Below are 13,797 nucleotides of genomic sequence, written 5' to 3' on the forward strand. Positions count from 1 at the left end.
CTGTCCGCACGCGGGTGGTCGACGTGAGTGCCCGGTCGGAACAAGTCTTGCACCGCGCGCCCGCGCACCAAGTCCGACCGAGCGCACTCCGGCGGAGGGCATCGAGAACGCGGACGGGCCACTCAGCCGCCGGCCGTGCGGGTCACCCGTCCGCGAGCGCCGCCCGCTCCGCGGTCAGGTCGATCGACGCCAGCGCCCCGAGCGCACCGGCCATCGCCCGGGCCGCGGCCGTGTGCAGGTGCGCGTGCGTGCGGATGCTGACGAGGCGCAGCGCCTCGTCGGCGTCCAGGCCGAACCACCGCTGCACCGTGCGGAGTCCGTGCGGGGTGATCCGCCAGAGCTTGTCGGCGTCCTTGACGCAGGCGTCGTCGACGGAGAGCGCCTCGGCGCGGCTGTCGTGGCCGTCGACGATCGCGACGATCTCCTCGATGTCGGCGGAGGCGAAGCCGAGGTCGGTGAGGACCTCCCGGGCGATGCGGGCGCCGGCGATCTCGTGGGCGCGCACCAGCTCGGGGCGCCGGGCCCGGGGAGCGATCGCCTCGAGAATGTGCTCCTCCGGCACGGCCGACCAGCCGGTGTCGTGCAGGAGGATCGCCGGCAGCACCACCTCGGCGCGGGCCTCGGGCGTCTGCGCGAGCAGCGCGGTGGCGAGGCCGTAGGAGTACAGGGTGTGGCTGTCGTTGTCGCGCACCCGCAGGTACCCGGCCGCGCTCTCCCACACGGCACGGTCGCACCCCGTCAGCGTGACGAGGCCGGGCACCGCGGCCCCCGGCGGGACGAGGTGGCCGATGTCGCGGCCCAGCAGAGAGGTGGGACGGGCGCCCGCCGGCTCGGCGGGCCGTCCGGCCAGCCGGGTCATCTCACCCGCCGATGGACGGACTGCGGCGAGAGGTACGCGTGCAGCCCCTCGAGCCCGTACTCCACACCGAGGCCGGAGTCGCCACGTCCGCCGAAGGGGGCGCTGTGGTTCGAGGCGAAGAAGTTCAGCCCGATCGAGCCGGTGCTGACCCGCCGCGCCACCTGGTACGCCCGTTCGTCGTCGCCGGAGAAGACGATGCCGCCGAGCCCGAAGGCGGTGTCGTTCGCGATGTCGACCGCCTGGTCGACGTCGTCGTAGCGCAGCACGCTGAGGACCGGGCCGAAGATCTCCTCGCGGGCGACCCGCATCCCGGGCGTGACGTCGGCGAAGACGGTGGGCCGGACGTAGTAGCCGCGGCCCAGGTCGGCGGCCGACCCGCCCGTGGTGGCGCGGGCGCCCTCGGCGTGCCCGGCGGCGAGGTACTCCAGCACCGTGTCGTACTGCGCCCGGGTGGCGACCGGCCCGAAGACGGTGCGCTCGTCGAGCGGGTCGCCCAGCGGGGCGGCCGCGACGGTGGCGGTGACGGCGTCGAGCACCTCGTCGTACCGCTGGGCCGGCACGAGCAGCCGCGTGGAGATGTAGCAGGTCTGGCCGGTGTTGCGCAGGCACGAGCGGATGAGCACCCGGGACAGCTCGTCGACGTCGACGTCGGGCAGCACGATGCCGGCGGACTTCCCGCCCAGCTCGAGGGTGACGGGCCGGAGCAGCTCCCCGCACGCGGCGGCGATGCGGCGCCCGACGGGGGTGGAGCCGGTGAACGCGACCTTGGCCACCTGGGGATGGCGCACGAGGGTGTCCCCCACCGCCCCGCTCCCGGTCACGAGGTTGACCACGCCGGCGGGGACCCCCGCGGCGGCGACGGCGTCGACCACCAGCCGGATCGACAGCGGTGTGGGCGAGGCGGGCTTGACGACCACCGTGCAGCCCGCCAGCAGCGCGGGCGCGAGCTTGATGACCACCAGGTTGATGGGGAAGTTCCACGGCGCGATGAGCGCGCACACCCCGACCGGGTCCCAGCTGACGACGGTCTCCCCGCCGCCGTTCGGGAACGGGCGGACGTCCGGCGTCTCCAGGTGGTCGGCGAGCGAGGCGAAGTAGCGCAGGATGCCCGCGGCGTTCGCGGCCGCGCCGGCCGTCTCCGCCAGTGGGGAGCCGTTCTCGCGGCTGTTCGTCCAGGCCAGCGGCTGCGCGCGGCGCTCCAGCTCGTCGGCGGCCCGGAGCATGAGCGCGGCCCGCTCGGAGGGCGCCAGGGCGGCCCAGCCGGGCAGCGCCCGCCGCGCGGCGGCCACCGCCCGGTCGACGTCCTCGGCGGTGGCGTTCGGGACGGCGCCCCACTCCTCCTCGGTGGCCGGGTCGACGACGACGTTGCGCACGCTGCCGGTCGAGGGCCGCCAGGCGCCGTCGATGAAGTGGTCGTCCTCGCGGGTGTACGGCAGGTCGAGGCTCCCCCGGTCGAGGACCGCCGCCCCGGCGTCGGACGTCGCCGCGCTCACCGCAGCACGTCCGTCTTCAGCAGCGCGCGGGACCGGGCGAGGTGGGTGACGGCGAGGGTGTGGGCGGCCTCGGTGAGCAGCTCGGGCAGGATCTCCGTCTCGAGCCGGTCGGCGTAGGTGCTCGGGTCGAGCCGGAACCATCCGGCGGCCAGGGCGATGCCCGCGTAGTCGAAGCGCCACAGCCGGTCCGCGTCCCGCACCAGCGAGTCCTCCAGCGACAGGGAGCACGGCCGGGTGTCATGCCCGTCGATGATCGCCGTCACCCGGTCGACGAACTCCGGCGCGTAGCCCAGCGGGGGCAGCACCTCGCGGGCGACGAGGCAGCCCTGGCGCTCGTGCTCGAACCTGATCTCCGCCTTGCGCCAGTCGCCGGTGAAGCCCTCGGAGAGGATGCGCTCCTCGTCCACCCGTCCCCAGCCGGTGTCGTGCAGCAGGGTGGCCACCCGCACCAGGTGGGCGTCGGCCTCGGGGTGCACCGCGCACAGCCGCTCGGCGTAGGCCAGCGACATCGGCAGGTGGACGTCGTTGCTGCGGGCCCGCGTCTCGGGGACCACGGCGCGCCAGACGTCGTCGAGGTCGGTCCCGGCGGCCGGGGTGAGGACGATGGGCGAGGTGTCCACGGGCAGGTCGGTCGTCAGGCGGGTGGCGGGCGGTGCGGACATGACACTTCCTTCAGTGTGCGGCGGGCTCGCGCCGGGCGAGACCCTTCAGCGGGAGGGTGGCGTCGGCGGCGAGCTCGGCGGGGATCGTCGCCGCCTGGGCGAGGGCGTTCTTGACGGCCATGAAGTCGAGCGGGTGGTTGACGCAGTCGGCGGCGACCAGCCGCCCGGCGCGGTAGTAGAGGACGGAGAACCTGCCCCGGGTGTCGTCGCGGCGCACCACGGTGGCGTCGTGCCCGAGGGACAGGCCGGCGATCTGCAGCTTGAGGTCGCCCTGGTTGGACCAGAACCAGGGGATGCCGGCGTACTCCTCGCGGCGCCCCACCAGCGAGTACGCGGCCACCTTGGCGTGCTCGACGGCGTTGTTGACGCTCTCGAGCCGCAGCCGTTCCCCGGGCGGGGAGCCGGGCACCGGGTTGGGCAGGTTGGCGCAGTCGCCGATGGCGAGGGTGGTGCCGTCGGACGCGCGCGCCGAGCCGTCGACGACGATCCCGTTGTCCACCGCCAGGCCCATCTGCTCGGCCAGCTCGGTGTTCGGCACGGCGCCGATCCCCACGAGCGCGATCTGCGCGGGCACGGTCCCGCCGTCGGCGAGCACGACCCCGGTGAGCCGGCCCTCGTCGTCGCCGACGAACCCGCTCACCTGGGTGCCGAGGCGGACGTCCAGCCCGGCGGCACGGTGGGCGCGCAGGAGGTAGTCCGAGGTCTCCTCCCCCACGGCCCGGCCCACCAGGCGCGGCCCGGCCTCGAGCACGGTGACCCGCTTGCCCAGCGCGTGGGCGCTGCGGGCCACCTCGAGGCCGACGAACCCGCCGCCGACGACGACGACGTCGCTCGCGGCGGGCAGGTGCGCCTTGAGCGCGAGGGCGTCGTCGGCGTTGCGCAGGTAGAGCACCCCGGTGAGGTCGTGGCCCGGGCAGTCCAGGCGGCGGGGCCGGGCGCCGACGGCGAGCGCCAGGTGGTCGAACCGGAACGCGCGGCCGGACGCCGCGTGCGCGGTGCCGGAGCCGTCGGACCGTCGCTCGACCCGTTCGATCCGCTCGCCCTTGACGAGGTCCACGCGGTGCTCGTCCCAGTACGCCTGGGTGCGGAAGATCAGCGACTCCTTGCCCACCTTGTCCTGCAGGAACTCCTTGGACAGCGCGGGGCGCTGGTAGGGCCGGTGGTTCTCCTCGCCGAGCAGCGTGACGGGCTCGTCGAAGCCGAGCGCGCGCAGCGAGGCGACGAGCTGGACCCCGGCCTGGCTGGCGCCGACGATGAGCAGTCCGGACATCGCTCAGACCTGCGTCTCGGGGGTGGTGACGTGGAGGTCGCAGCCGTCCGTCAGGCGCAGCTGGCAGGAGAGCCGGGAGTTCTCCTCCCGGTCCACCGCGGTGCCGTAGAGCATCTCGTCCTCCATCTCGCTCATCGGGGCGAGCCGGTCCAGGTCCTCCTCGGCGACGAACACGTGGCAGGTGGCGCAGGACAGCGACCCGCCGCACTCGGCGACGATCCCGGGCACGCCGTGGCGCACCGCGGTCTCCATGACCGAGTCCCCGGCGACGCCGTCGACGACGCGGGTGGCGCCCTCGTGGTCGGTGTAGGTGATCTGGGGCATGGTTCCTCCTAGATGAACTGTCGTCCGCCGTCGACCACGAGGGTCTGCCCGCTCAGGTACGCGCTGTCCGGGCCGGCGAGGAAGCGGGCGGCGCCGACGATGTCCTCGGGCCGGGAGGCCCGGCGCAGGGCGCCCCGGTCGACGCCGTAGGTCTCGGCGTCCTCCATGAGGCCGTAGCTGGCCTCGGTGAGCGTGAAGCCGGGCGCGATCGCGTTGACGCGGATCCCACGGCGGCCGAGCTCCTTGGCCATCACCCGGGTCAGCGCGATCACCCCGCCCTTGGAGGCGACGTAGTGCATCCACTGCTCCGAGCCGCTGTAGACGGTGGCGGAGGAGATGTTGATGACCGAGCCGCCCTCGCGCAGGTGGGGGCTGCACGCCCGGGCGCACAGCCACGGTCCCTTGAGGTTGACGGCCATGACCCGGTCCCACTCGTCGGGGTCGATCTCCTCGAACGGGCTGCGGGTGATGCCCGCGTAGATCGCGGCGTTGTTGACCAGGACGTCGATGCCGCCGCCCAGCCGTGCCACCTCGGCGGCCATCGCCTCGGTGGACGCCGGGGAGGTCACGTCGACCTCGACGGCGGCCGCCTGCCCGCCCTGCTCGCGCACCAGGGCGGCGGTCGCCTCGGCGCCGGCGGCGTCGACGTCGGCCACCGCCACGGTGGTGCCGGGCCCGGCGAGCCCGAGCGCGAACGCGCGCCCGAGCCCGCCGGCGCCGCCCGTGACGAGCACGGTCCGGCTGGTCGCTGCGGTCACCGCACCGCCCCGTCGAGGACGGCCGCCGGCGTCTCCTCCGGCTCGTCGCCGAGGATGGTCACGGTGCCGGTGTTGCCGTCCACCCGGAGGCGCTGCCCGGTGCGGATGGTCGTCGAGCCCGAGCCGGTGCCGGTGACGGCGGGCAGGCCGTACTCCCGGCAGACGATGGCGGCGTGGCTCATCATGCCGCCGATGTCGGTGACGGTGGCCCTGATCTTCCCGAAGATAGGCCCCCAGCTCGGCGCGGTCACCGTCGCGACGAGGATGTCGCCCTCCTGCACCTGGTCGAGCTGGTCGGCGTCGTGGACCACGCGGGCCACCCCCTCGACGACCCCCGGGGAGGCGGCCATGCCGCGCAGACCGGTGAAGTCGTCGTCGTCCCCGGCGCCCAACCAGGACTGGACCTGCTCGGTGGTGATGCCCCACAGCATGCGGGTGAACGGCTCGGTGATCACCGCCGGCGGCGTGTTGAGCGCCGGGGCGGGCCGGGCCGTCTTGAGCGCGTCGACGATCGCGCGGCGCCGCTCGATCTCGGCGGGCCAGTACACCGGGCCGATGGGTCCGCCCGGGGCGCCCACGCCCCAGCCGGTCACGAGGTCGAAGAGGGCGTCGCGCACCTCGTTGCGGTTGAGGTAGAGCAGGTCGTCCGGCTCGCTCCAGAAGCCCTCGGCGTGGAGCACGCGGCTGAGCTGGCGGACCTTGCGCCAGAAGACGCCCATGGTCCAGTGCTCGATGTAGAAGTTGTGGTTCTCGACGTAGGGGTACGCGGTGGCCGCGAGCTGGCGCTTGGCGTCGAACGCCGCCCGGGTCTCGCCGTCGAGAAGCTCGCGGTACTCGGCGACGATCCGCTCCTTCTCGGCGATGAGCTCCTCGACGGGCCGCATGATCTGCTGGCCGTCCTCGAGGCGGCGGATGTAGTCCGCGACGTAGCCGAGCGGGATCTCCTGGTGCTCGTTCCAGTACTTGTCGTGGCCGTAGAAGCCGTTGCCGACGGTGAAGTTGAACCAGGGGTCCTGGGCCTGCTCATAGCGGGCGGTCCACCGGTCCCCGCCCGGGGCGGCGGCGATCGCGGCGAGGGTCCCGGCGACGTCGTCGGTGTCGCCGAACTGGCCCTGGAGCCCGAGCTCGACGGCGAGGGCGGCGAGCTCCTTGAGCTCGTCGTCCGGCTTGAAGAGCTCCATGTCGACGCCCTGGACCATGGTGGCGATGGCCAGGTCGGGGATGTTCGGGAACGCCTCCTTGCAGAAGTTGAAGAAGTCGAGGTAGGCGATGTAGCCGAGGTTGAGGAACTCGAAGTGGTACTGCCAGTTGCGGTAGCACAGCTGGATCAGCCGGTCGTAGTCCTCGAGGAGCTTCTCGCTGCCGTCCATCGCCCTGCCGGAGAGGATGTCCTCGGTGGGGACGACGTCGGGGAGCCGGGTGAACTCGATGGTCTCCATCTCGTCGATGGTGGCGCGGACCTTGACCTTCCACTGCTCGAGCAGGCGCTCCCAGTTCTGGAAGTAGTACCCGACCCGCTCCTCGAACAGGGGCACCCGGGCGGCGATCTGGTCCTCGGGCACGGGGATCGGGGACATGTAGAGGTAGCCCAGGTGCACCCGGAACTCGATGCCGTTGGCGGTGGGGATCATCAGGTGGCGGGCGTTGTACTGGCCCAGGCACTTGACGGCGAACTCCCCGCCGATGGTCTCGAACGGCTTGAACACCGTCGGCCAGTGCTGGCTGTCGCAGAACCAGAACTTCTCGTCCTCCTCGGCCTTCAGGGCGTCCTGGAAGACGAGGTAGTAGGGGTAGATGTCCTCCCATCCCTCGGCGCCCGGGGGCGTGGGGAGGTCGAACGGGCTGGGGAAGGACTTGCGGGCCATGACTCACCTGTTCCTGTCGGCTGCGTCGGTGCAGCGGGGGGCGCGGCGTCGTCGTCGCGGGGGGTGTGGGGTCGTGCTCGGTGCCGGGTTCGTGCGGTACGTGGCTGGCGGTGCGGGGGTGCGGTGCTGTCGTGCGTGCGGGGGGCGTGCCTCAGACCACGGCCGCGCCCAGCAGGACGCTCGTGAAGCCGCTGATGCCGCCGGCGGAGGAGGCGGGCCCGGGCGCCGCGGCCGGCTTCGCCGACCAGACGGTCTCGGGCCGGGACTGCAGGAGGAGCAGGTTCTCCCCGGCCGGGAGGTCGTCGTCGATGGCCCACTCGATGTCCTGGGGGCAGCGGTAGTGCTTCTCCGCCCGCTTGGCCATCGCGGCCACCTCCCGGAGCTCGGCGTCGGTGAGGCAGCGTCGCGCGCGGCGTTCGGCGTCGACCTCGCGCTCGACGAGGCGGCGGGACTCGCGGTCCGGCACCAGCTCGGCGTGCTTGTCACCGAGCGTCTCCGTCACGACGGTGAGCATCACCTTGTCGAGGGCGATGTTGTCCGGCGTGACCTGCCCGGAGACGACCATCTCGCCGAGGCCGTAGGAGGCGTCGATGACGATCTTCGACCTGTCGCCGGTGGTGGGGTCGAGGGTCATGGCCACGCCGGAGGTGCGGGCGTTGACCATCTTCTGCACGGCGACGGCGATGGAGAGGCCGTCGTCGACGATGCCGTTGCGCAGGCGGTAGATGATGGCGCGGCTGGTGTACAGCGAGGCCCAGCAGCGGCGGATGTGCTCGCGGACCTCGTCCCAGCCGGTGAGCCACAGGTAGGTGTCCTGCTGGCCGGCGAAGCTGGCGTCCGGAAGGTCCTCCGCCGTCGCGGAGGAACGCACGGCCACCGGGACCTCCCCGCCGCACCGGGCCATGAGCTCGTCGTAGGCGGCCCTCGTGGCGACCCGCAGCGGCTCGGGGATGGGCCGGGAGCAGATCTCGTCGCGGATCTGGGCGGAGACGGCGTCGACGTGGGTGACGTCGTCGGCGTCGAGCCCGGCGAGGAGGCGGGCGATGTCGTCGGCGATGCCGGCCTCGGCGAGGAAGGCGTCGTACAGGGCGGTGGTGACGGCGAAGCCGGGCGGCACGGGCATGCTCGCGGCGGTCATGGAGACCAGCGAGGCGCACTTGCCGCCGAGGAGGTCGTGCTCCGGCTCGGCAGCGGCGTCGAAGAACTGGACGTAGGTGGTCACGTCAGGCCTCCCAGGTGACGGGCACGGCGAGGGGGATGCGGAAGGAGAGGTTCTCCCGGTAGCCGATGGCGTCGGGGTCCTCGAGGGTGAGCTGCGGTGCCCGGGCGACCACCTGCTCGAGGACGATCCGGGCCTGGAGCTTGGCCAGCATGTTGCCCAGGCAGTAGTGGATGCCGTACCCGAAGGCGAGGTGCTCGCGGGCGTTGGGGCGGTCGATGTCGAACGTCTCGCCGTCGGCGAAGTGGGCCTCGTCGCGGTTGGCCGAGCCCATGAGCAGGAGCACGTCCGCGCCGGCGGGGATCGCGACCCCTCCGATCTCCGCGTCCTTCAGGGCCCGCCGCCGCCAGCCGACGATCGAGGGGCTGTACCGCAGGACCTCCTCGATCGCCGCCTTGATCCGCTTCGGGTCCTCGACCAGCGCCTGCCACTGGTCGCCGTGGGCCAGGAGCACGCGCAGGGAGTTCGCGATGAGCGTCGTCGTCGTCTCGTGGCCGGCGAAGAGGAGGCTGTAGGCGATGGAGGCGATCTCGTGGTCGGTGATCTCGGCGCCGTCCTGCTGGTCGCGCACCAGGTCCGAGATGAGGTCGTCGCCTCCCTCCTCGTGCGCGCGGGCGACGAGGGCGAGGCACTCCTGCCAGTACTCGACGAGATTGTGGGCGTGCGGGACCTGCTCCTCGTCGGAGAGGTCGCCCCAGGTCATGGCCGCCCGGGAGTCCGACCAGCGCTTGTAGGTGTCGATCTGCCCGACGTCGGCTCCGAGCAGGGTGAGGATCGTGATGGTGGGGACGTCGTAGGCGAGGTCGCGGAAGAGGTCGGCACGCCGGTCGGGGCGGGCGAGCAGCTTGTCCAGGAGCACGTCGACGTTGGCGCGGATGAACGGCTCGAGCGTCTTGTAGCGACGCGGCGTGAACTCCCGCTGGACGATCTCGCGGATGCGGGTGTGCTCCGGGGGGACCCGGGCGGAGAGCCCCGAGTACGCCGTGAAGCCGCCGTCCTCCATGATCTTCCGCGCCTGCGGGCCCCGCTCGCGCACGGGCTTCTGGGCGTTCTCGCTGCTGAAGGTCTCCCAGTCGGCGAAGACGGCCTTGATGTCGTCGTACCGGGTGACCACCCAGTAGCCGATCCGCTCGTCGAACATCACGGGCGCCTCGCGCCGGAGCTCGGCGTAGGCGGGGAAGGGGTCGTGCTGGTCGAACGGCTGGTAGCCGTGGTGGTCCACCGGGCATCCGGTGGACCGTGCGGTCACGTCCTGCGTCGTTGCCATGCCTGCTCCATCACGGGTCTGGTCGTGCGTCTCATGAAACCGGGAAGCGCCGGCCCCGCCAAGGAGCCGCTCCCACTCAGTGGAAGGCGCTCTCGCTCCGTGCGCCGGCGCCGGACGTACTTCCGCCCCGCATGGTCGACAGGATCGTCGAGAGCGGGAAGGGCGCCGTCACGCGTTCGATCTCCTTGGCCGCGGCCCGCAGGGCGGGCAGGTACCGCGTGAGCGAGCCGGCCTGCGCCGCGGCCACCACCAGTCCCAGACCGGCACCGACCCGGCCCTCGCGGTGGAAGACCGGGACGGCGACGGAGCAGGACCCCACGCGGGCCTCCTGGTTGGTGATCGAGTAGCCCTGGCGGGTGATCCGGTCGAGCTCGGCGCGCAGGGCCGCGGCGTCCACCCTGGTGGACCGGGTCATCGCCTCCAGGCCACGCAGGAGATAGGTCTCCCGGAACCACTCGTCCTCGTGGGCCAGCAGCACCTTGCCGACGGCGGAGACGTGCAGCGGCAGCCGGCCGCCGACGCGCGCCGCCCGCGGCACACGCTTCGAGCTGTAGATGCGTTCCACGAACAGCACGTCCGGGCCGGAGCGGATCGCCAGGTGCGCGGTCTCCTGGGTCAGGCCGAAGAGGTCCTGCAGGATCGGCCGGGCCCGCTCGCGCACCTGACGGCCGGCGTGCTGGCCGAGTTCCCACAGCCGCATCCCCACCCGGTAGTCGCCGTCCGGGTCGCGGTTGAGCGCCCCCCACTCCTCGAGCTCGCGTACGAGCCGGTGGACCGTGCTGAGCGGGAGGCCGCTGCGGGCCGCGATGTCGGTCAGCGACTGCGCGGTGGGACCGCTCTCGAAGGCGCCGAGAATGGCGAGGACCTTCGAGGCCACGCTCTGGCCCGGCGTACGTGCCCCTCCGGCCACCGTGACCCCCTCAGCCCTTGACCGCTCCGTTGCTGAGCCCGGAGACCATGTAGCGCTGGACGAAGACGAACAGGAACACGGCAGGCAGCATGGTAAGCACGCACGCGGCCATGAACGGCCCCATGTACTCCACCGCCCCGCCCTGGCCGAAGAACGACCGCAGCCCCACCTGCAGCATGGTCTTCTCCCCCTGGTACAGCAGCGTGCTGGCCCAGATGAAGTCGTTCCAGATCTGGAGGAAGACCACGCAGACGATGGAGAGGATCCCGGCGCGGGACACCGGGAGGAACACCCGGAAGAAGGCCCCGAAGTGGGAGCAGCCGTCCACGTAGGCGGCCTCCTCGAGCGTCTTGGGGCAGCTGTCCTGGAAGTAGCCGTGCAGCACCAGGACGGCGAACGGGAGCATGAACCCCATGTAGGTCAGGATCATGCCGGTGTAGGTGTTCACGAGGTCCAGCCGCTCGAGCAGGAAGTACACGGGGAAGAGGCGGGTGATCTCGGGGACGAGCTGGTTGAAGATGAAGACCCCGAGGACGATGCCGGTGATGCGCATGCGGAACCGGGACGTCACGTAGGCCGCCATGCTCGCCACCACGGCCGTCCCGGCCGCGGCGACGCCGGCCACCAGCAGCGAGTTCATCATCTGGCGACCGAAGGGCATCATCGCGAGGGCCTGGCGGAAGTTCTCCGTCGACGGGTCGGTCGGCACCCACACCGGCGGGATGCTCGTGATCTCGGCCGGCGCCTGGAAGGCGGACTTCAGCATCCAGAAGAACGGCAGCAGCAGGTAGCCCACCACGACGGTGGCGACCACGACCGAGACGATCTGGAGCGTCGAGATCCGCCGTCGGGGTGTGCGCCCGGGGACGTCCGGCCGCGCGCCGGTCCCCTCGGCCCGCCGCTTCTCGGGTTCCTGGACGGCTACCTGTTCCAACATGGCTTGTCCGTTCATGGGTCTGCGATCCGCCTACCGGTTGGCCCTGCGGTCGGCCAGGATGTAGCCGACCCCGATCACTGCGCTGATGACGAGGATGAAGCTGCTGGCCGCCCCCGCCAGGCCGAACTGACCGTTCGTGAACGCCTCCTGGTAGGAGTACACCGCCAGGGTGTTCGTGAGGTTCGCCGGCCCACCGCCCGTCATGAGGTACACGAGCTCGAAGTGCCCGACCGTCCCGATGAGGACGAGGGCGGTCAGCACGCTGATCGTGGGCATCATCATGGGGATCGTGATGCTGAAGAGGGTCCGCACCGGCGAGGCCCCGTCGATCTTGGCCGCCTCGTAGACCTCCTTGCTGATCGACTGCAGCCCGGCGAGCAGGATCATCACCGCGAGCGGCAGACCGTTCCAGATGCGGGCGGCCGAGATGGACAGCAGGGGGCTGCTGATCGTCCCGACGGACGACGTGTCGGCAAGGAAGCGGACGTCCTCCTGGATGAGCCCGACGGCGTGGAGCAGCTGGTTGATCGGGCTCTGTGCCGGCGAGAGGATCCACACCCAGACCGCGGCGGCGACGACGCCGGGCACGAACCACGGCATGATCGAGACGGTCCGCAGGAGCACCCTGCCGCGGATCTCGCTGTTGAGGACGTGCGCGATCAGCAGGCCGACCACGATCAGCGCCGTGGTGACGAGGAGACCGAAGGTGAGCGTGTTCGCCAGCGTCCGGAGGAAGGCGTCGTCCTGGAACAGGGTCCGGAAGTTGTCGAGCCCCACGAAGGGTGTGCCCGCGAAGGCGATCCGGTACAGGTCGTACTCGTAGAAGCTCAGCCGCAGGGTCTCGACCATCGGGTACACGCCCAGCACGAGCACCAGGAGCAGCGCGGGGGCGAGCATGACGCCCATGAACACCCGGCGGCGCACCCGCATGGTCATCGGGAGCCACCCTCGGCGCGTGCCGACGCGGCCTCCTGCGCGAGCACCGGCGTCCGGCCGCCGCGGAGCGTGAACTCGTCGACCCGCACGGTCGGGCTGCCGTCACCACGCACGCCGTGCACCTCGACCACGAGGTCGCCGTCGGCCGTGAAGCGCAGCCGGGCGAAGTTGTGGATGGTGTTGTTGCGGACCGCCGTCCAGTGCGGGGCCTCCTCGGTGGCGAAGTTGGAGAAGTTCTTGTTGATGTTGCTGCGCTTCCCGCCCGGGCTCACCTTGAGGTAGACCGTGCCGTCCTCGGGCCCGTACTCGACGAGCGAGTCCGAGGTGGGCGCGTTCCGGGCGGGGACGTCGACCAGCGGGAAGGTCCGCTCGTAGGCCTGGTCGTGGGACGTCACGACGAGCCGCACACCGAGCTCCTCGAACACCGGGCCCAGCTGGGCACGCAGCGCGAGGTTCGAGGGGTGGTTCCGCCCCTCCGCGAAGGGGGCCACGTGCAGCACGGGGATGATCCACCGCTGGCCGGCCGCCTGGGCGGCCCGGATGTCCTCGATCATCCAGCGCAGCCGCTCCTCCGGCAGCGGGTCGTCGAACTGGTAGGCGCAGATCGACAGGAAGTGCACGTGCCCCACGTCGTAGGAGTAGTTGAGCCGGCCCTCGCTGCCCTCGGGGGTCGCGTAGCGCTCCAGCCACGGCTCGATGCGCTCCTGGAGGATGTACATCAGCTCGTGGTTGCCCCAGGTGGGCATCATCGGCGCGTGGGCGGCGACCGGCACCATCTGGTTGAAGAAGTAGTCGATGGCCTCCTCGAGGAACTCGAAGCGCCGGTCGGTGTCGAAGTAGGCGAAGTCCCCGCCGTGGAGCACGAGCAGGGGGTCGAGCCTGGCGATCTCCTCGATGACCTGGACGGTGCCGTCCGCGAGGCCGTCCTTCCGGCCGATGAGGCCGGTGTCGGAGACGAACACGACGTCCATGGCCGAGACCTCCCCGTGCGGCGGCGCGGTCTCGAACGAGCTGACGTCGCCCCACCGGTCGCCGCCGCAGCCCACGCGGTACTCGTAGCGCGTGCGCGGCTCCAGCCCGACCAGGTTGACCTCCTGGAGGGCCCCGAGGTCGTCGGTCAGCCGGTGGCTCCCGGCCGCCGTCCGCCACTCGCCACCCGCCTCGCGGTACTCGACGACGGGCTCGGCCTCCCGGTCGCAGCTGCGCCAGATCACCGTCATCGTGCTGGCCGGGTCGCCGACCCAGGACAGGTGGAGCTGGTCGGAACCGTGGACGTGCGCGCTGTAGTCAGTCATGA

13 protein-coding genes are annotated in these 13,797 nt (G+C 71.8%); all 13 read right to left on the reverse strand.

All coding sequences use genetic code 11. The features are described from left to right. Positions 1–142: 142 nt before the first annotated feature. Positions 143–859, reverse strand: a complete 717-nt coding sequence (locus KZX45_RS06135; protein ID WP_248256838.1) for an HD domain-containing protein — start codon at positions 857–859, stop codon at positions 143–145. Next, positions 856–2,352 (reverse strand): aldehyde dehydrogenase family protein, encoded by a 1,497-nt coding sequence (locus tag KZX45_RS06140; protein WP_248256839.1) that lies wholly within the window; start codon positions 2,350–2,352, stop codon positions 856–858. Before KZX45_RS06140 ends, KZX45_RS06135 begins: the two co-directional genes overlap by 4 nt. Next, positions 2,349–3,014, reverse strand: a complete 666-nt coding sequence (locus KZX45_RS06145) for an HD domain-containing protein (protein WP_248256840.1) — start codon at positions 3,012–3,014, stop codon at positions 2,349–2,351. Before KZX45_RS06145 ends, KZX45_RS06140 begins: the two co-directional genes overlap by 4 nt. A gap of 10 nt (positions 3,015–3,024) precedes the next feature. Next, on the reverse strand, positions 3,025–4,284 hold the full coding sequence (locus KZX45_RS06150; protein WP_248256841.1) for an NAD(P)/FAD-dependent oxidoreductase: 1,260 nt from the start codon (positions 4,282–4,284) through the stop codon (positions 3,025–3,027). 3 nt (positions 4,285–4,287) lie between these two features. Beyond that, the gene (locus KZX45_RS06155) at positions 4,288–4,608 is read right to left on the reverse strand and encodes a 2Fe-2S iron-sulfur cluster-binding protein (protein ID WP_248256842.1); all 321 of its coding nucleotides are present in this window, start codon (positions 4,606–4,608) and stop codon (positions 4,288–4,290) included. A gap of 8 nt (positions 4,609–4,616) precedes the next feature. Beyond that, a complete protein-coding gene (locus KZX45_RS06160; protein WP_248256843.1) occupies positions 4,617–5,366 on the reverse strand; it encodes an SDR family oxidoreductase in 750 nt (249 codons plus the stop codon). Continuing rightward, positions 5,363–7,231 (reverse strand): PEP-utilizing enzyme, encoded by a 1,869-nt coding sequence (locus KZX45_RS06165; protein ID WP_248256844.1) that lies wholly within the window; start codon positions 7,229–7,231, stop codon positions 5,363–5,365. Before KZX45_RS06165 ends, KZX45_RS06160 begins: the two co-directional genes overlap by 4 nt. A gap of 151 nt (positions 7,232–7,382) precedes the next feature. Continuing rightward, positions 7,383–8,453 carry a PEP/pyruvate-binding domain-containing protein gene (locus tag KZX45_RS06170; protein ID WP_248256845.1) on the reverse strand — a complete coding sequence of 357 codons (1,071 nt, stop codon included), beginning with the start codon at positions 8,451–8,453 and terminating at the stop codon, positions 7,383–7,385. A gap of 1 nt (position 8,454) precedes the next feature. Next, positions 8,455–9,717, reverse strand: coding sequence for a cytochrome P450 (locus KZX45_RS06175; RefSeq protein WP_248256846.1), 1,263 nt, complete (start codon positions 9,715–9,717; stop codon positions 8,455–8,457). A 76-nt stretch (positions 9,718–9,793) separates the two neighbouring features. Beyond that, complete coding sequence (locus KZX45_RS06180; RefSeq protein WP_248256847.1) at positions 9,794–10,594, reverse strand: IclR family transcriptional regulator; 801 nt, start codon at positions 10,592–10,594, stop codon at positions 9,794–9,796. A gap of 43 nt (positions 10,595–10,637) precedes the next feature. Next, positions 10,638–11,564, reverse strand: a complete 927-nt coding sequence (locus tag KZX45_RS06185) for a carbohydrate ABC transporter permease (RefSeq protein WP_248256848.1) — start codon at positions 11,562–11,564, stop codon at positions 10,638–10,640. 30 nt (positions 11,565–11,594) lie between these two features. After that, entirely contained in the window at positions 11,595–12,500 is a 906-nt protein-coding gene (locus KZX45_RS06190) for a carbohydrate ABC transporter permease (RefSeq protein WP_248256849.1), read from the reverse strand. Then, the gene (locus KZX45_RS06195) at positions 12,497–13,795 is read right to left on the reverse strand and encodes a metallophosphoesterase family protein (RefSeq protein WP_248257186.1); all 1,299 of its coding nucleotides are present in this window, start codon (positions 13,793–13,795) and stop codon (positions 12,497–12,499) included. The genes KZX45_RS06190 and KZX45_RS06195 overlap by 4 nt, the downstream gene beginning before the upstream one ends. Positions 13,796–13,797 lie beyond the last annotated feature (2 nt).

Origin of the sequence: Georgenia sp. EYE_87 (genome assembly GCF_023148685.1) — a bacterium.
In the GTDB taxonomy this organism is placed as follows: domain Bacteria; phylum Actinomycetota; class Actinomycetes; order Actinomycetales; family Actinomycetaceae; genus Georgenia.

Bases quoted from the DNA above. Each gene is read 5' to 3' on its own strand.
- KZX45_RS06150 (WP_248256841.1), bottom strand. From the start codon at position 4,284: ATGTCCGGACTGCTCATCGTCGGCGCCAGCCAGGCCGGGGTCCAGCTC.
- KZX45_RS06190 (WP_248256849.1), bottom strand. From the start codon at position 12,500: ATGACCATGCGGGTGCGCCGCCGGGTGTTCATGGGCGTCATGCTCGCC.
- KZX45_RS06165 (WP_248256844.1), bottom strand. From the start codon at position 7,231: ATGGCCCGCAAGTCCTTCCCCAGCCCGTTCGACCTCCCCACGCCCCCG.
- KZX45_RS06175 (WP_248256846.1), bottom strand. From the start codon at position 9,717: ATGGCAACGACGCAGGACGTGACCGCACGGTCCACCGGATGCCCGGTG.
- KZX45_RS06155 (WP_248256842.1), bottom strand. From the start codon at position 4,608: ATGCCCCAGATCACCTACACCGACCACGAGGGCGCCACCCGCGTCGTC.
- KZX45_RS06145 (WP_248256840.1), bottom strand. From the start codon at position 3,014: ATGTCCGCACCGCCCGCCACCCGCCTGACGACCGACCTGCCCGTGGAC.
- KZX45_RS06195 (WP_248257186.1), bottom strand. From the start codon at position 13,795: ATGACTGACTACAGCGCGCACGTCCACGGTTCCGACCAGCTCCACCTG.
- KZX45_RS06135 (WP_248256838.1), bottom strand. From the start codon at position 859: ATGACCCGGCTGGCCGGACGGCCCGCCGAGCCGGCGGGCGCCCGTCCC.
- KZX45_RS06185 (WP_248256848.1), bottom strand. From the start codon at position 11,564: ATGTTGGAACAGGTAGCCGTCCAGGAACCCGAGAAGCGGCGGGCCGAG.